Source organism: Paraburkholderia translucens, assembly GCF_020881035.1.
GTDB classification, from domain to species: Bacteria; Pseudomonadota; Gammaproteobacteria; order Burkholderiales; family Burkholderiaceae; genus Paraburkholderia; species Paraburkholderia translucens.
This window is the reverse complement of the sequence record NZ_JAJITC010000010.1, coordinates 153405-170221: the sequence shown is the minus strand read 5'-3', so window position 1 is coordinate 170221 and position 16817 is coordinate 153405. Positions and strand designations below refer to the sequence as shown.

Genomic DNA, 16817 nt, shown 5'->3' with positions numbered 1-16817 from the left:
TTGGCAATCAAATTCCTCGCGGTGTGCAATCAGACCGCGCGGCTCGGATAGGATGCGTACCATCATGAAGACACCCATTTATCACTCCGCTCGTCGCGTGACGCTCGCCTCTTTCACGGCGCTTGCGCTGTTCGGCGCGAACGTCGCGCACGCCGATGTCGACCTCGCGAAGAGCAGCGTCATCGCCACGACCAAACAGATGAACGTGCCCGTCGACGGCAAGTTCAGGAAGTTCTCCGCGCAACTGAATTTCGATCCGGCGAAGCCGGCCGCCGGTAACGCGAGCGTTTCGATCGACACCGCGAGCTATGACCTCGGCGCCGACGACTACAACAAGCAGGCGCAAGGCAAGGAATGGTTCGACAGCGGCGCCTTCCCGAGCGCGACCTTCGTATCGAGCTCGATCGCGCCGGCCGGCGGCAACCAGTACAAGGTGACCGGCAAGCTGACGATCAAGGGCAAATCGCAAACGGTCGTCGTGCCGGTCTCGATCGCCGGCCAGGGCGCTACGCAAACCTTCGACGGCTCGCTGCCGATCAAGCGCACGCAGTTCGACGTCGGCACCGGCGAATGGAAAGACACGTCGGTGGTTGCCGACGAAGTCGTCATCAAATTTCATCTGGTCGCGGCGAAGAAATAACCTACAACGCCGCGGCACCGCATCATCCTTCGACCACTGGAGTCCACCTTGAAGAAATCCTTCCTGCTCGCCGCCGGCGCGCTCGCCGCTGCAATGTCGTTCAACGCGATGGCTGCCGCCGAAACCTACCAGCTCGATCCGACGCACACGTCGCCGAGCTTCGAAACCGACCACTTCGGCGGCCTGTCGATCTGGCGCGGCAAGTTCAAGAAAGCCAGCGGCACGGTCGTGCTCGATCGCGCGGCGAAGACCGGCACGGTCGACGCGACGATCGACCTGAGCTCGGTCGGCATCGGCAACGACAAGCTCGACGAGGAACTGGTCGGCGACAAGTTCTTCGACACCGCGAAGTACCCCACCGCAGTCTACAAGGGCACGCAGATCCGCTTCGAAGGCGACAAGCCGGTCGAAGTGATCGGCACGCTGACGATGCACGGCGTCACGAAGCCGGTCAACCTGAAGATCGAATCGTTCAAGTGCATCCAGCACCCGATGCTCAAGCGCGAAGTGTGCGGCACCGAATCGACCGCGACGTTCAATCGCGACGATTTCGGCATCGACTTCGGCAAGGCGTACGGCTTCAACATGAAGACCACGCTGAATATCCAGGCCGAAGGCATCAAGCAGTAATTGCCTCGCCGCGCACCTGGCGCTGCCGGTGCGCGTTACTGGATCGCGGGCTGCGCCGGCGCGTGCGACGCGCGGCGCGCTTCGAGCCATGCGACCAGTTCCTCGCGACGCATGGGCTTCGCGAACAGCCAGCCCTGTCCGTACTGGACGCCTCGGCCCACGAGATACTCGACCTGCTCGGTACGCTCGATCCCTTCCGCAACGATCTCCACGCCCAATTCGTGCGCCATGTCGATGATATGCGGCGCGACGATGCTCGAAGCCGCATCCTGTCCAATGGTGTCGACGAACGATTTGTCGATCTTCAGAACGTCGATCATGAAGGTGTGCAAATAGGCGAGGCTCGAATAGCCGGTGCCGAAATCGTCGATATAGATCGGGTGGCCTGCGCTTCTGAAGGCCGCTATCGTCTGCCGGGTCACATCGGCGTTCAGGAAGCTGCGCTCGGTCGCCTCGATCCTGATCTGGGCGGCACGGATACCGATTCCGGCGAGTTTTGCGGTGACGAGGTTCAGAAAGCGCGGCGTGCACAGATCGTCCCCGCTCACGTTGACCGACACGTAGAACGACGGCTGCGAACGCAGCAGCTCCGTCAGATCGTCGAGCGCTTTATCCAGCACGAGGTCGGTCAATGACTGGATCAGGCCATGCTGCTCGGCCAGCGCAACGAAAATGTCCGGAGAGATCTCGCGCCCGTTCAGAGTCCATCTGGCGAGCGCTTCGACGCCGACGCATTCGTTCGTCGCGAGACTCACGATCGGTTGGTACACGACGTCGATCGCTTTGCGCGAGATCGCCCATTCGAGCGAGGCCTGGAACGACACCTGCCGCGAGATCAGTTTGAATGCTAACCAGCCGAGCGCGGCGCCCAAGGCGACGCCCATCGAAAGCCACATCGTCAGCAGGCCGGGCCAGTCTCTGAGCAGGCTGGTGCGCCGGCCCTTGACGACGACGCCGAGGGAACGCGTCGACGAATGCGCCACCGCGTAGTTCCATTCACTGCTGTCGATGCGCCCTGCCCGCTTCCAGGCATTGAGCATGTCTTCTGCATCCGCACCCGCCGATAGCGCGATGATCAGGTTCAGGTCGGTGTTGATCGTGGCGATCGGCCTTCCCGCGGGATCGATGATATCGACGAATGACTGCGGATCGATCGACACATACTCGCCGTCGCGCGCAACCTGGATATCCTCGCGCACGTCGCTGAGCGGATTCTTTTGCTTGAACCAGACCTGGTAGCCGTCGCTGCTTCGCCAGCGCGGCGGCGGCAAAACCACATCCTGGGTGCGAACGTCGCCGAACAGCGGCGAGCACAGATAGCGCCCGTCGCCTATCGCGCCCGCATCCCGAACGTAGAGATGGTTGAAAATCACGCGGGCAGCTCGTTGCAGATATTCCGGCGAACACGGCTCCGCGTGCTCGGCTCGCAGTTCCGCAATCGCCGCACGGGCCTGATACGTGACGAGGTCGGTTCGAATCACGGCTTTCGCCGCATATGCCCGCAAGTCCGCCTGCTCGCGGCGTGCAACGTGTTCGTTCGCGACATAGACGCTGACCAGGACCGGCAGCACCGTTGCAGCGCAGCCGAGTGCGATATACGCCGCAATCAGCGACATTCGCTTGTCCATCTATCGCCCCCGTGCTGAACCATCGCGGCGCAACCCGCCGGGCGCGGTCGCGAGCCGCCATGAGCCCGGCGCGCAAGCGCCCGATGTCAAAGTCAAGGATAGTTTCTGGACTCGCTTTTTCAACATCGCGTTGAACGATCCGCGCGCGATCGGCCGCGGCGGCCCCGACCGGCAGCGCACGCGGCAAGGTACCATTACGGACTGGCGCGATTGCGGCGCGCGCCGTCATAGCCCCCGCTTATCGCCATCGCCCGCTTCAGCCCCATGAATTCGTCACCCCGCCGCATCGCGCATCTCGACATGGACGCGTTTTACGCGTCCGTCGAACTGCTGCGTTACCCGGAACTGCGCGGCCGCGCGGTGGTGATCGGCGGCGGGCGCAACAGCGCGCCGCAGGTGCTCGAAGACGGCAGCAAACGCTTTGCGAAGCTGCGCGATTACGCGGGCCGCGGCGTCGTGACGACCTCGACCTACGAAGCGCGCGCGCTCGGCGTGTTTTCGGCGATGGGCATGATGAAGGCCGCCGCGCTCGCGCCCGACGCCATCCTGCTGCCGACCGACTTCGACTCATACCGCCACTACTCGCGCCTCTTCAAGGCGGCCGTCAGGACGTTCACCGAACGCGTCGAAGATCGCGGCATCGACGAGATCTATATCGACCTGACCGACGTGCCGGGCGAGGCGGCCGACGTCGGGCGACGCATCAAGCAAGCCGTTCATGAGGCCACCGGTCTCACCTGCTCGATCTGCGTCGCGCCGAACAAGCTGCTCGCGAAGATCGGCTCCGAACTCGATAAGCCCGATGGCCTGACGATCCTCACACCGGCCGACATCCCCCTGCGCGTGTGGCCGCTGCCCGTGCGCAAGGTCAACGGCATCGGCCCGAAGGCCGCCGAAAAATTGAGCGCGCTCGGCCTCGCGACGGTGGGCGACCTGGCTGCGGCCGACGCCGGGCTGTTGCAGGACAACTTCGGGCGCAGCTATTCGGCGTGGCTGATGCAGGTCGCGCAAGGTCACGACGAGCGGCCGGTGGTGGTCGAATCGGAGCCGAAGTCGATCAGCCGCGAGACCACGTTCGAGCGCGATCTGCATCCGCGTCATGACCGGCCAGCGTTATCGAGTGCGTTTACGGGGCTGTGCGTGCGCGTCGCCGAGGATCTCGCGCGCAAGGGCTACGTGGGCCGCACGATCGGCATCAAGCTGCGCTACGACGATTTTCGCACCGTCACGCGCGATCTGACGCTCGACGACCCGACTGCCGATGCAACGGAAATCCGCCGCGCGGCGACCGAGTGTTTGCGCCGCGTTGAGTTGAACCGCAAGCTGCGGCTGTTGGGCGTGCGCATCAGCACGCTGACGTCGGCCAGCGAACAGGCGTCAAAGCCGCGCTTGCCGGTTCAGGCCGACTTGCCTTTCGCGAGCGACGAGTAAGCGGGATCGCCGGCGACGCCAGCCGCATTCGCATTCGCACGCGTGGCCGGCACGTTGCCCGCGGTGGACATCGCCGATACCGCCACCGAAAACGAGAAGGTGTTGACGCCGTTCGCACTGTGCGCGGATACGGTGCCGCGATGCATCTCCGCGATCGCCTTCACGATCGCGAGTCCGAGCCCGTGGTTTTCGCGGCTGTTGGTGCGCGAGACCTCTGCGCGATAGAAGCGGTCGAACAGATGCTCGAGGACGTCCGGCGCGATCGGCTCGCCAGGATTCGCCACGGCAATGCGCACCTGGTCACGCATCGCGCCTTCCCCGCGCGCGATCGTCACGCTGATCGACGCGCCCGGCTCGCAATGCTGGATCGCGTTCATCAGCAGGTTCGCGCACGCGCGGCCAAACAGCGACCGGTTCACGCGTGCGAGCGCGTCGCCCTGCAACCGCGCATGCACGCGCGCCTCTTCGAGCGGAATTTCCAGAAACTCCAGCGTATGCGCGACTTCCGCCGCGAGCGACACCTCGACGAGCCCGGTCGCGCGTTCGCCCTGATCGGCGCGCGCGAGAAACAGCATGTCGTTGATGATCGTGCGCATCCGCTCGAATTCTTCGAGATTCGATTGCAGCGTGTGGCGCAGATCATCGACCGAGCGGTTGCGCGTGAGCGCGACCTCGGTCTGCCCGATCAGGATCGTGACCGGTGTGCGCAGTTCATGCGCGACGTCCGCGTTGAACGATTCGAGGCGGCAGTAGGCGCCGTCGAGCCGTTCCAGCGCGCCGTTGAACGAGTTGGCGAGATCGTTCAGTTCGAGCGGCAGTGACGCGGTGTTCAGGCGCTGCGAGCGATTGTTCGGACTGACCGCCGACGCGTCGCGCGTCAGACGCGTGAGCGGTGCGAGGCCGATGCGCGTGACGGAGTAGCTGAGCAGCAGCACCGCGAGACTGCCGAGCGCGGACAGCGCCGCGAGCGCCGAGCCGAACACGCGCATCGTGCGCAGGTTCGGCGAATAGCTCGACGCGACCTGCAACTGCACCTCCGGCCGCCCGGCATTGGCCGGCAATGTCACCGTCGAGGTCAGCATGTCGGGGCCGCCGTCCGTCGGCGCGATGCGCGCGTAGCCGCCGGACCAGCTGTCTTTGACGGTGCCCTGCACCGGCGTGCCGAAGTGATAGCGCGGGTCCGCGCTCGTCACCGAGTAGACGGTGCTGCCGTCGTGCGGCGTCATGTCGGTGAGCTTTTCGCGGGCCATGCGCCATTTGTCGGGATTCACCGCGTGATAGACGATGATGCGCGCAATCTGCGTGCGATCGTCGAGCGACTCGCGCAGATGATGTTCGAGCTGTGTGCGCAGCACCAGAAAAAGCCCCGTGCCGACGAGCGTAAACACGAACAGTGCGACCAGCGCGAACATCGACGCAAGCCGGCGCGCAATGGAGCGGTTCATGATGACTCAGCCTCTTCGCGCACTTCGAGCACGTAGCCCATGCCGCGCACGGTATGCAGCAGCTTCGACGGGAACGGACCGTCGAGCTTCGCGCGCAGCCGCTTGATGGCGGTTTCGACGACGTTCGTGTGGCTGTCGAAATTGACGTCCCACACGAGCTCGGTAATCGCGGTCTTCGACAGAATATCGCCCTGACGGCGCGCAAGCACGCTCAGTAGCTGAAACTCTTTCGCGGTGAGGTCGAGGCGCACGCCGTCGCGCGTCGCGCGGCGGCCGATCAGATCGACGAACAGATCGCCGACGGAAATCAGCGTGGACTCCTGCGAACGCGTGCGGCGCGCGAGCGCATGCAGACGCTCGACGAGTTCGAGGAACGAAAACGGTTTGGTCAGGTAGTCGTCGGCGCCTTCGCGCAGGCCGCGCACGCGGTCGTTCACGTGATCGCGCGCGGTGAGCATGATGACCGGCGTCGATTTGCGCATGCGCAGCGCCTTGAGCACGCTGAAGCCGTCGCGCTTGGGCAGCATCACGTCGAGGACGATCACGTCGTAGTCGAATTCGGTGGCCAGATGCATGCCTTCCTCGCCGTCGAGCGCGACGTCGACGACCCAGCCCTGCTCTGTCAAACCGGAGCGCAGGTAGTCCACTACCTTATGCTCGTCTTCAACGATCAGCAATTTCATGCATGCTCCCTGTCCACTGGGCATTATACGAAAGGCCCCCAATTATTCATGCCGTTTCCACTGTATCGGCATGGAAGCTCGGCGGGCGCTTCAGCGTGCAGGGGCCGGCGTCTCCATCTGCTGCGCGTTAGCCTCGTTCGCCGCCATCGCACCACCTTGCGCGCCGCCATCCCAACCGCCGCCGAGCGCCTTCACGAGCGCCACCGACAGCGTCAACTGCTGACCGTGAATCTGCACGTCGGTCCGCTCGCTCGTCAGCAGCGACTCCTGCGCATCGATCACGTTCAGATACGCGACGAGGCCGCCCGAATAGCGATCGTTCGCCAGCGACAGCAGCCGCTGCGCGTCCTCGACCGCCTCGCGCGACTGCTTCGCCGCGCCGTCGAGCACCGACAATCCGGTGATGCCGTCCTGCACCTGCTGGAACGCGGTCAGCACCGTTTGCCGATAATTCGCCTCGGTCGCCTGATAGCCCTCGCTCGCGAACTTCACGTTGGCCGCGCGCCGCCCACCGTCGAAGATCACCTGACCGACCGCCGCGCCGAGCGTCCACATCAGCGTCGGCGCGCTCAGCAGATTGGCGAACTCGGTGCTCTCCCAGCCGATGCCCGGCGTCAGCGTGAGGCTCGGGAAGAACGCCGCCTTGGCCACGCCGATCTGCGCGTTGGCGGCCGCCATCGCGCGTTCGGCCGACGCGACGTCGGGCCGCCGCTGCAACACATCGCTCGGCACGCCGAGCGGCACCGTCGGCGGCCTGATATCGAGCACCTTGGGCTCGATCGCGAACTGCGGGGCCGGCACCCCGACCAGCGCGGCGATCGCATGCTCGAACTGCGCGCGCTGATTGAGCAGCAGTTGCGCCTGCACGCGCGTCGCATCGAGCTGCGATTTCTGCTGGAGCACGTCGAGGCCCGATACCGAACCGAGATCGTGCTCGGCGTTCACGTAATCGAGCGCTTTCTGCTGCAGCTTCACCGACTGGTTCAGCACGTCGATCTCGTTGTCGAGCTCACGCAACGAGAAATAGTCAGTCGCGAGGTCGGTCGTCAGCACGAGCCGCGCGTTCGCGAGATCGTCCGCCGACTGCTCGGCCGACGCCTGCGCGCCCTCCACCTGCCGACGAATGCGGCCGAACAGATCGGTGTCGTAGCTGATCGTCGGGCCGAGCTGGATATTGTTCTGCACGGTCGATTCGGTCGGCGTCGCGTAGTTCGTCAGCGGCCGGTCGTGCGATATACGGAAGCGCGAGGCCTGAGCGGTGAAATCGACTTCGGGCACGCGCTGCGCGCTGGCGTTCGCGAGCGTCGCCTTCGCCTGCTCGTAGTGCGCGCTTGCGGCGGCAAGCGTCTGGTTCTGCGCGAGCGCCTGGGTTTCGAGCATCGCCAGCGTCGGGTCGGCGAAGCCGGCCCACCAGTCCGGCGCGATCGGCGCATGCGATGGCGCGGCGACGTGCCAGAACGAATCGGTGTGCCATTGCGGTGGGACATCGGCCTGCGGCCGCCGATAGTCCGGGCCGACCGTGCAGGCTGCGAGCAGCGCCGCCCCGGCGAAGGCGGTCAACGCGGTGAATGCGGTGCCGCGCGTGCGCGCCTGGCGTAAAGCCGCGAACCTCACGACGCCCCCTTGCCGCTCTTCTGCAACGGCTGCACCTGCACGTGATCGCCATCGGCGATCGAATCGCTCGGGTTGATGATGATGCGATCGCTCGGCGTGATACCGCTCTCGATTTCGAGCTGCTGGCCGAGGTCGTGCGCGATCACGATCTTGTGCAGGCTCACATTACCCTTCGCATCGACGACCGCGAGACGCGGACCCTCCGCGCGAAACAGCAGCGCGTTGCCGGGCACCGTGAGGCGCGCCTGCGCGGTGGCCGGCACGGCGACCTGCACATAGGCGCCGGGGCGCAGCCTGTCGTCGGGATTCGGCAGCGTCACTTCGATCTGCAATGAACGGGTCGGCACGTCGATCGCGCCGGAAATGTGCGTGATCGTGCCGTTGAACTGCTGGCCCGGCAGCTCGGCCTGGGTAACCACGACCTTCTGCCCAACCGCGACGTTCTGCGCATACGCCTGCGGCAACTGCACGTAGACGCGCAACGGGTCCGACTGCGCGAGTGCGAAAAGGGCCCGGCTCGTGCCGCTGCCTGCGTCGATCAGATCGCCGACGTCGACATTGCGCTGCGTGACCACGCCGGTAAACGGCGCGACGATGCGCTTGAACGATTCGAGCTGCTGAAGACGCTTGACGTTCGCATCGGCGGCCGCGAGATTCGCGAGGTCCTGCGTGTACGTGCTTTGCCGTTCGTCCAACTCCTGTTGAGACACCGCATCGCGCTGGCGCAATTGCTGCCAGCGTTCCAGCGAGCTCTTCGCGAGCGCGAGGCTCGAATTGATCTGCTGACGCTGTGCGAGCGCCTGCGCGAGTTCCTGGTCGATTTCCGGCGTATCCAGTTCGGCGAGCAACTGCCCCTGCTTCACGTGCGCGCCGATATCGGCGTGCCAGTGCAGCAGATAACCGGTCGCGCGCGCATAGATCGGCGACTCGACATAGCCGCGCAAGGTGCCCGGCAGCAGCGTGTTGCCGCCGCCGTCGGTCGGCGTCGGCGTGACGACGTTCACGTACTGGATGGCGTTCTGTTGCGCGGCCGCCGCGACCTCGCGGTTTTGCATCACGTTCGCGATCACGGTACGCAGCGTGCCTATCACGAGCAGCACCAACACGATCAGAATCGCGATCTTCGCGCGCTTCCATTCGCGCTGGCGCGGCGGCAGCAGGTGCTCTCCCTCTTCGGTTTCCCGCGTGGGGATCGCTAGCGATGCATGAGTTTTTTCGGTCATCTCAGTCAACCATCGTTTAACTTTTACGCGGTCGTCGCCGCACTGCGGGGTTCCGGCGCGGGGCTGCCGCTCTGGCCGCCGGGTACACCGCCGTGTCCACCACCGTCGCCGCCGCCGTTACCACCGCCGTTACCGCCGTCATTGCCGCCGCCATTGCCACTGCCGTTCTTGCGACGGCGCGCGAGCCACGAATGAATCCCCGCGAATACGAGCGGCACGAAGAACAGCGTCGATACGGTCGCGAACAGCAACCCGCCGATCACCGCGCGGCCAAGCGGCGCATTCTGCTCGGCGCCTTCGCCGAGACCGAGCGCCATCGGAATCATGCCGATGATCATTGCGAACGCGGTCATCAGCACCGGGCGGATCCGGCTTGCGCCCGCTTCGAGCGCGGCCGTGAGCGGCGGCGTGCCGGCCGCGAGCCGCTGGCGCGCGAACGCGATCATCAGAATGCTGTTCGCGGTCGCGACGCCCATCGTCATGATGGCTCCCGTCAGCGCCGGCACGCTCAGATGGGTGCCGGTGAGGAACAGCATCCACATGATGCCCGCGAGCGCCGCCGGCAATGCGCTGACGATGATCAGCGGATCGATCCACGACTGGAAGTTCACGACGATCAGCAGATACACGAGCACGATCGCCATGGCGACACCAATGCCGAGCCCGAAAAACGAACTGCGCATCGTCTGTACCTGGCCGCGCACGGTGATCGTGCTGCCGCGCGGCAGCGAGGCGCGCACCTGGTCGACGATCCTGTCGACCTCGTTCGCGACGCTGCCGAGATCGCGCTTCTCGACGCTCACGTAGAGATCGATCACCGGACGGATGTTGTAATGCGTGACTTCCGCGAACTGGCTCTGCGCCGAGACCTGCACGAGGTTGCCGAGCAGTTGCGTCGGGCCGCTCATCGAGCTCGACACCGGCGTGCGCAACAGCTCGTCGATCGACGACACCTGATACTGCGGCGTCTGCACCGCCACCCGGTATTCGACGCCGTTGCGATTGTTGATCCAGAAACCCGGCGACGTCTGCGAGCTGCCCGAGAGCGAAACGAGCACGTTCTGCGCGACGTCGTTCGCGGTCAGGTTCAGTTGTTGCAGGCGCGTGCGATCCATGTGCAGATCGATCACCGGTTCGTCGAGCTTCTGCTGGACGTGCGTGTCGACGGTGCCGGGAATCAGCCGCACCTGCTTGAGCAGCTTGCGCGCAACGTCGAGGTTGCCCTGCTGATTGGCGCCGGCAATCTGCACGTCCACCGCTGCGGGCAGGCCGAAGTTCAGGATCTGCGTGACGATGTCGGCCGGCTGGAAGAAAAACTCGACGCCCGGAAAGCGCTGCGGGAGGATCGCGCGCAGTTTGTCCATGTAAATCTGCGACGGCTTGTGGCCTTCGTTCAGCGCGATCTGGATCTCGCCGTCGAGCGTGCCCATCGTGCCCGCGTTGCTGTACGACAGGTTGATGCCGCTGTACGGCACGCCGAGGTTATCGAGAATCGTGCCCAGTTCCCGTGGCGGCACGACTTCGCGGATCACCTTTTCGACCTCATCGGCAAGCCGCGCGGTTTCCTCGATGCGCGTGCCGGTCGGCGCACGCATGTGCAAGCGGATATCGCCCGCGTCGACGCGTGGGAAGAAGTCTTCGCCGAGCACGAAGAACAGGCCCATCGACAGCACGCAGAAACCGAGAAACAGACCGCCGAACATCTTGCGGCGCACGAGCAGGTTGCTCAGGATCATGATGTAAGTCGCGCGCATGCGCTCGAAGCCGGCGTCGAAACGGTGATACAGACGCATGAACAGATTCGGCTTCGTGCCCGCCTTAGGTTTGTGCGCGTGGCCCATCAGCAGCATTGCGAGCGTCGGCACGAGCGTGCGCGACAGGACGTACGACGCGAGCATCGCGAACACGACCGCCTCCGCGAGCGGCACGAACAGATAGCGCGCGACGCCGGTCAGAAAGAACATCGGCACGAACACGATACAGATGCACAACGTCGAGACGAGCGCCGGCACCGCGATTTCGCCGGCGCCGTCGAGAATCGCATCGTGCAGATTCGTGCCCATGTGCAAGTGCCGCTCGATGTTCTCGATCGTCACCGTCGCGTCGTCGACCAGAATTCCGACTGCGAGCGCGAGGCCGCCCAACGTCATGATGTTGATGGTCTGTCCGAGCGCGTGCAGCACGATCAGCGACGACAGAATGGACAGCGGAATCGAAATCGCGATGATGCAGGTGCTGCGCCAGTTGCCGAGAAAAAGCAGGATCATCGCGGCGGTTAGCGCGGCGGCCACCAGCGCTTCGCGCACCACGCCCTGCACCGCCGACTTCACGAACACCGACTGGTCGAACAGCGCGGTGATCTGCAGATCCGGGGGCAGCGCCGCGCGGGCCGTCGGCAAGATGCCTTTCAACGTGTCGACGATCGACAGCGTCGAGGCGTTGCCGTTCTTCAGCACCGATATCAGCACGCCGCGATGGCCGTTCTGCCGCACGATGTTGGTCTGCGGCGAGAATCCGTCGCGCACGTGCGCGACTTCGCGCAGATAGGTCGTCGCGCCGTTGACGGTGCGCACCGGAATGTCGTTGAGGCCCTCCAGCGTCGGTGGCGAGCCGTTCATGTCGACCGTGTATTCCTTCGGTCCGATCTTCGCCGTGCCGGTGGGCAAGATCAGGTTTTGCGCGTTGAACGCGTTGACCACGTCGGCAGGCGTGAGGCCTTTGGCGAGCAGCGCGCTCGTGTCGAGGTCCACCGAGATCAGCCGCGATTTTCCGCCATACGGATACGGCACGGCGGCGCCGGGAATCGTCACGAGCTGCGGACGCAGGAAATTCAGCGCGGTGTCGTTCAGATCCTGCTCGGAGAGTTTCGGACTCGACAGGCCAAGCTGGATCACCGGAATACTGGAGGCCGAGTAGCTGATCACCAGCGGCGCGGTGGCGCCCGGCGGCATCTGCTTCAACTGCGCCTGCTCGATGGCGACCGTCTGCGCGATCGCCGTCTGAATGTTCGCATTCGGCTGCAGGAACACTTTCAGGATCGCGATGCCGGGCAGCGATTGCGATTCGATGTGCTCGATGTCGTTGACCGTCGTGGTCAGACTGCGCTCGTTGACCGAGGTGATGCGGTTGGCCATGTCCTCGGCCGACAGCCCCGTATACGTCCAGATGATGCTGACGACCGGAATGTTGATTTCCGGCAGCACGTCGACGGGCGTGGTGAGCAGCACGAAGGGCGTCGCCAGTACGATCAGAATCGCCATCACGATGAACGTGTATGGCCGCTTAAGCGCTACGTTGACGATCCACATTGAAACGGGCCGAAGAAAATGCGGGTGGAGGGAGGGATTGAATCGCTTATGCTAGATCGCTCGCGCCAACGCCTGCATGGCACGAAAATGGCCATTTTGTCAGGAAGCTCGTTGAAAGCCGATGCACTATTTTAAAGGCGATGGACTCACGCCGCATTTGCATCGAATTAGATGATACGCAAACGTTTGTTGAATAAACTTAAGCGCAGTTAATGGAACGTTTGCTGACACGCGGCGCGGCTTTGCCTGGAAATTTACGGAAACATGCTTTCAGATTGATTCGCGCGATATGCCGGTTCGCGGCGCATGACCGTGCTTCGACGCAAAAAGGCCGGACGACCTGCGGGATCGACCGGCCTTCTCATTTACAGCGATCCGCCTCGCGGCGTCTACGCCCGCGATGCTTATCTGGCGAACAGCGACGACATATCGGCGAACGCCTTGAACTCGAGCGCATTGCCCGACGGATCGAGGAAGAACATCGTCGCCTGCTCGCCGACCTCCCCCTGGAAGCGCACGTGCGGCTCGATAATGAACTCGATGCCGGCCTTCTGCAGTTTGTCCGCAGCGGCCTGCCACTGCGCCATCGACAGCACCACGCCGAAGTGGCGCACCGGCACCGCATCGCCGTCGACCGCGCTCGTGTGACGGTGACCGGCTTCGTCCGGCGCCAGATGCGCGACGATCTGATGGCCGTAGAAATTGAAATCGACCCACGCGTCCGAACTGCGCCCTTCCGGACAGCCGAGCAGTTCGCCGTAAAACTCGCGCGCGGCGGCGAGGCTATGAACAGGAAATGCCAGATGGAACGGCGGCAAAGCGGTTTGGGCAACGCTCATGATGATAAGACTCGCTGGGTGGGTGTGGAGATGAATCGTGACCGTCAATTGGCTCACAGGAAGGCCAGTTTAATCATGAATAAAAATGCTGAGAAACGATATATATTTGACCTGACCACCACCAAAATCGATTGATCGATCATGCTCAGCGAGTTGAAAACCTTCATCGCCGTCAGCCAGTACGGCACGTTTTCCGGCGCGGGCGCGCGCATCGGGCTCACGCAGTCCGCTGTCAGCGCGCAGATGCAGCGGCTCGAGCAGGAACTCGGCTTCCAGCTGTTCGACCGCACCGGACGCTCGGCGACGCTCAACGAAGCGGGCCGCGAAACACTCGCGCTGGCCGAGGAAATGATGACACTCTATGCACGGCTTTCCGAGCGCAGCGCAGGCGCCGCCCAAAGCGGCATGCTGCGGGTCGGCGCGATCGCGTCCGCGCAGGTGTCGCTGCTCGCCGACGCGCTCGCGCGCTTTCGCGACGACCGCCCCGGCTGGCGGATTCGCGTGGTGCCGGGCGTATCGCTCGGGCTGCTCGGCCAGGTCGACTCGGGCGAACTCGATCTCGCCGTCATCATCAAGCCGCCGTTCGCGCTGCCGTCGGAACTCGAATGGCGCACGCTCGTGGCCGAACCGTTCGTGCTGCTCGCGCCGAAAAAGCTCGCGCGCGGCGGCCGCTCGTGGCGCGAACTGCTGCGCAGCGAACCATTTATCCGCTATGACCGCGCGTCGTTCGGCGGACGGCTCGTCGACCGTTTTCTGCGGCGCGCGCGGCTTACCGTGCGCGACGCGGTCGAGCTCGACGAATTGCAGGCGATCGTGCAGCTGGTCGCGCGCGGCATGGGTGTCGCGCTGATTCCCGATACGGCCGGGCTCGGTAAATGGCCGCCCAGCGTGGTGGCGCTCGAACTCGGCGACGCCACCTTTGGGCGTGACATCGGGCTCGTGCTGCGGCCTCGGCACAGCCGGCCGGTGGTCGCGGATGCGTTGGCGGAGTGTATTGCGGCGGCGGCGCAGGGGTGAGCGTTTTATCCGGCAGCGCGCGCGAGGCGCTCGTGCCTGACTCCGACAGCTTCGCAAATCCACCGTGACGCGCGCGTGACGTGGAGGCGCGAAGCGCATTTTCGCCCGGAATTTATATACTTCCTCTAGCGAATACACGGCGCGCCCATCACGGTCCACGCGCGATTCGTATGAGGAGGCAGACATGGGACGCTCCGCAACCGCCGCGACGGCGCAGGAACGCCACGGCGAAGCCTCACCGTCTCTTCCGGCACTCGCGCTGGCCGCGCTCGGCGTGGTCTACGGCGACATCGGCACGAGCCCGCTCTATACGCTCGCCACGGTGTTCGACTCTGCCAACGGTCTGAGCCTCAATGCTTTCAATATCGTCGGCATCGTCTCGCTGATCTTCTGGTCACTGATGATCGTCGTTTCGCTCAAGTACGTCGCGCTGATCCTGCGGGCGAATAACCACGGCGAAGGCGGCATCATGGCGCTGCTCGCACTCGCGGCGTCGTCGATCGCGTCGCGGCCGCGCTTGCGTCGTGCGCTCCTCGTGGTGGGCGTGATGGGCGCGGCGCTCTTCTTCGGCGACAGCGTGATCACGCCCGCGATCTCCGTGCTCAGCGCCGTGGAAGGGCTCGAAGTCGTCGAGCCCGGGCTGAAGACCTATGTGATTCCGGTGACGCTCGCCGCGATCATCGTCCTGTTCGTCACGCAAAAACACGGCACGGGCGGCATCGGTGCCGTGTTCGGGCCCGTGATGGTGCTGTGGTTCGTCGTGATCGGCGTGGCTGGCGTCGTGAATATCATGGACGCGCCGGTCGTGCTCTACGCGCTGAATCCGCTGGAAGGGCTCGGGTTCTGCCTGCACCACCGCTGGCTCGCGTTCGTCGCGCTCGGCGCGGTCGTGCTCTCACTCACAGGCGCCGAGGCGCTCTACGCCGACATGGGCCATTTCGGCAAGCGGCCGATTCGTCTTACGTGGTTCGGCATCGTGTTTCCCGCGCTCGCGCTCAACTATCTCGGTCAGGGCGCGCTGTTGCTCGCGAACCCCGGCGCGGTGCAAAACCCGTTCTACCGGCTCTTCCCGCAATGGGCCATCGTGCCGATGATCGTGCTGGCGACCATCGCCACCGTGATCGCCTCGCAGGCCGTTATTTCGGGCACCTATTCGATGACGATGCAGGCCATGCAGCTTTCCTTCCTGCCGCGCATGAACATCGTGCATACGTCGGAACGCGAGATCGGGCAAATCTACGTGCCCGGCATCAACTGGATTCTGCTCGCCGCCGTGGTGGCGGCGGTGGTGGGCTTCCGCTCGTCCACGGCGCTCGGCTCCGCATATGGCATCGCCGTGACCGGCACGATGCTCATCACCACGTTCCTCACTTTTTTCGTCGTGCATTACGCGTGGCGTTTCAACTGGCTGCTGTGCGTGCTTTCCACCTCGTTCTTCTTCATGATCGACGCGATGTTCTTTTCGGCGAACCTGCTCAAGATCGTGGATGGCGGCTGGTTCCCGCTCGTGGTCGGGGCGATCATGTTCACGATCATGGCGACGTGGGGACGCGGCTGGGAAATGATGCTGGCCGAAGCGCGCGCGCGGGCGGGAAAGACGCCGCTCAAACAGTATCTGACCGCCTTGCTCGAATCGTCGCCGACGCGCGTGGGCGGCACGGCGATCTTCCTCACGCCGGACGCCGAAGCGGTGCCGCACGCGCTCGTCAACAACCTGCGGCACAACCGCGTGCTGCATGAACGCTCGGTATTCCTCACCGTGGTAACGAAGAGCGTGCCGTGGGTGGCCGAAAGCGAGCGCGTGCAGATCAGGCCGTTGTGTGCGGGCTGTTGGCACGCAACCGTGAACTATGGATTCAAGGACGAAGTGGACTTGCCGCGGACGCTGAGCGCCTACAGATCGCCGGAATTCGCCTTTGATCCGCACGACACCTCGTGGTTCCTGAGTCGAGCGGCCGTCGTGCCCAAACGCGGGCGCGGCATGGCGTTATGGCGCGAGCGGCTTTTCGCGGTGATGCTGCACAACGTGGGCAATATCGCGGCGTTTTTCAAACTGCCGGCCAATCGCGTGATCGAAGTGGGCGCGCGGGTTGAGCTATAGCGTCGCGCATTACGCCGCGGCTTCGGCGGCGTTGAGCTCAAGCTCTGCTTTGCGCTATGCGGCGTGCGCGGGCTCCGTGTTGGCGGTGAATGCCCACACAAGGGCGCCGAGATAGCCGACCCCTGTCCAACCTGCAAAGAGGTTCAGCACGGTAATGGCGCTGGCGTTCTTGTGCTTGCGATAGCGCGCAACGATTGCCGGCATAAAGTAGACGACGAGTGCGATCAACAGATATACCAATCCGGTAGTGGGTTCCAT

The 16817-nt window shown here is 64.3% G+C and carries 13 protein-coding genes; 5 read left to right on the top strand and 8 right to left on the bottom strand.

The window, feature by feature from the left end:
- Positions 1 to 64: 64 nt before the first annotated feature.
- A complete protein-coding gene (locus LJ655_RS19785; protein WP_230562912.1) occupies positions 65 to 640 on the top strand; it encodes a YceI family protein in 576 nt (191 codons plus the stop codon).
- Between the two features lie 48 nt (positions 641 to 688).
- Positions 689 to 1270: a YceI family protein gene (locus LJ655_RS19780; RefSeq protein ID WP_230562911.1), complete on the top strand. Its 582-nt coding sequence runs from the start codon at positions 689 to 691 to the stop codon at positions 1268 to 1270.
- 35 nt (positions 1271 to 1305) lie between these two features.
- Here LJ655_RS19780 and LJ655_RS19775 read toward each other — a convergent pair whose 3' ends face one another.
- Complete coding sequence (locus LJ655_RS19775; protein WP_230562910.1) at positions 1306 to 2886, bottom strand: EAL domain-containing protein; 1581 nt, start codon at positions 2884 to 2886, stop codon at positions 1306 to 1308.
- 276 nt (positions 2887 to 3162) lie between these two features.
- Between LJ655_RS19775 and dinB the strand changes: the two genes are divergently transcribed.
- Positions 3163 to 4329: a DNA polymerase IV gene (gene dinB, locus LJ655_RS19770; protein ID WP_230562909.1), complete on the top strand. Its 1167-nt coding sequence runs from the start codon at positions 3163 to 3165 to the stop codon at positions 4327 to 4329.
- Here the strand turns inward: dinB and LJ655_RS19765 are convergent.
- The 6 genes from LJ655_RS19765 to LJ655_RS19740 all read right to left on the bottom strand — a co-directional run bounded on the left by LJ655_RS19765 (position 4296) and on the right by LJ655_RS19740 (position 13441).
- A complete protein-coding gene (locus LJ655_RS19765; protein ID WP_230562908.1) occupies positions 4296 to 5774 on the bottom strand; it encodes a heavy metal sensor histidine kinase in 1479 nt (492 codons plus the stop codon). The two genes, dinB and LJ655_RS19765, sit on opposite strands and share 34 nt — an antisense overlap.
- A complete protein-coding gene (locus LJ655_RS19760) occupies positions 5771 to 6457 on the bottom strand; it encodes a heavy metal response regulator transcription factor (protein ID WP_042328199.1) in 687 nt (228 codons plus the stop codon). Before LJ655_RS19760 ends, LJ655_RS19765 begins: the two co-directional genes overlap by 4 nt.
- Positions 6458 to 6547: 90 nt before the next feature.
- Positions 6548 to 8071: an efflux transporter outer membrane subunit gene (locus LJ655_RS19755; protein WP_230562907.1), complete on the bottom strand. Its 1524-nt coding sequence runs from the start codon at positions 8069 to 8071 to the stop codon at positions 6548 to 6550.
- Positions 8068 to 9294 carry an efflux RND transporter periplasmic adaptor subunit gene (locus LJ655_RS19750; RefSeq protein WP_230562906.1) on the bottom strand — a complete coding sequence of 409 codons (1227 nt, stop codon included), beginning with the start codon at positions 9292 to 9294 and terminating at the stop codon, positions 8068 to 8070. Before LJ655_RS19750 ends, LJ655_RS19755 begins: the two co-directional genes overlap by 4 nt.
- Before the next feature lie 23 nt (positions 9295 to 9317).
- A complete protein-coding gene (locus LJ655_RS19745) occupies positions 9318 to 12602 on the bottom strand; it encodes an efflux RND transporter permease subunit (protein WP_230562905.1) in 3285 nt (1094 codons plus the stop codon).
- Between the two features lie 404 nt (positions 12603 to 13006).
- On the bottom strand, positions 13007 to 13441 hold the full coding sequence (locus LJ655_RS19740; protein ID WP_230562904.1) for a VOC family protein: 435 nt from the start codon (positions 13439 to 13441) through the stop codon (positions 13007 to 13009).
- 141 nt (positions 13442 to 13582) lie between these two features.
- Between LJ655_RS19740 and LJ655_RS19735 the strand changes: the two genes are divergently transcribed.
- Positions 13583 to 14458, top strand: coding sequence for a LysR family transcriptional regulator (locus LJ655_RS19735; protein ID WP_230562903.1), 876 nt, complete (start codon positions 13583 to 13585; stop codon positions 14456 to 14458).
- Between the two features lie 184 nt (positions 14459 to 14642).
- Positions 14643 to 16559, top strand: coding sequence for a potassium transporter Kup (locus tag LJ655_RS19730; protein ID WP_230562902.1), 1917 nt, complete (start codon positions 14643 to 14645; stop codon positions 16557 to 16559).
- Between the two features lie 54 nt (positions 16560 to 16613).
- Here the strand turns inward: LJ655_RS19730 and LJ655_RS19725 are convergent, their stop codons facing one another.
- On the bottom strand, positions 16614 to 16817 hold the full coding sequence (locus tag LJ655_RS19725; protein ID WP_230562901.1) for a superinfection immunity protein: 204 nt from the start codon (positions 16815 to 16817) through the stop codon (positions 16614 to 16616).

Excerpts from the sequence above, each read along its gene's own strand:
- LJ655_RS19785 (WP_230562912.1), top strand. The coding sequence starts at position 65 with ATGAAGACACCCATTTATCACTCCGCTCGTCGCGTGACGCTCGCCTCT.
- LJ655_RS19775 (WP_230562910.1), bottom strand. The coding sequence starts at position 2,886 with ATGTCGCTGATTGCGGCGTATATCGCACTCGGCTGCGCTGCAACGGTG.
- dinB (WP_230562909.1), top strand. The coding sequence starts at position 3,163 with ATGAATTCGTCACCCCGCCGCATCGCGCATCTCGACATGGACGCGTTT.
- LJ655_RS19765 (WP_230562908.1), bottom strand. The coding sequence starts at position 5,774 with ATGAACCGCTCCATTGCGCGCCGGCTTGCGTCGATGTTCGCGCTGGTC.
- LJ655_RS19760 (WP_042328199.1), bottom strand. The coding sequence starts at position 6,457 with ATGAAATTGCTGATCGTTGAAGACGAGCATAAGGTAGTGGACTACCTG.
- LJ655_RS19750 (WP_230562906.1), bottom strand. The coding sequence starts at position 9,294 with ATGACCGAAAAAACTCATGCATCGCTAGCGATCCCCACGCGGGAAACC.
- LJ655_RS19745 (WP_230562905.1), bottom strand. The coding sequence starts at position 12,602 with ATGTGGATCGTCAACGTAGCGCTTAAGCGGCCATACACGTTCATCGTG.
- LJ655_RS19740 (WP_230562904.1), bottom strand. The coding sequence starts at position 13,441 with ATGAGCGTTGCCCAAACCGCTTTGCCGCCGTTCCATCTGGCATTTCCT.
- LJ655_RS19735 (WP_230562903.1), top strand. The coding sequence starts at position 13,583 with ATGCTCAGCGAGTTGAAAACCTTCATCGCCGTCAGCCAGTACGGCACG.
- LJ655_RS19730 (WP_230562902.1), top strand. The coding sequence starts at position 14,643 with ATGGGACGCTCCGCAACCGCCGCGACGGCGCAGGAACGCCACGGCGAA.
- LJ655_RS19725 (WP_230562901.1), bottom strand. The coding sequence starts at position 16,817 with ATGGAACCCACTACCGGATTGGTATATCTGTTGATCGCACTCGTCGTC.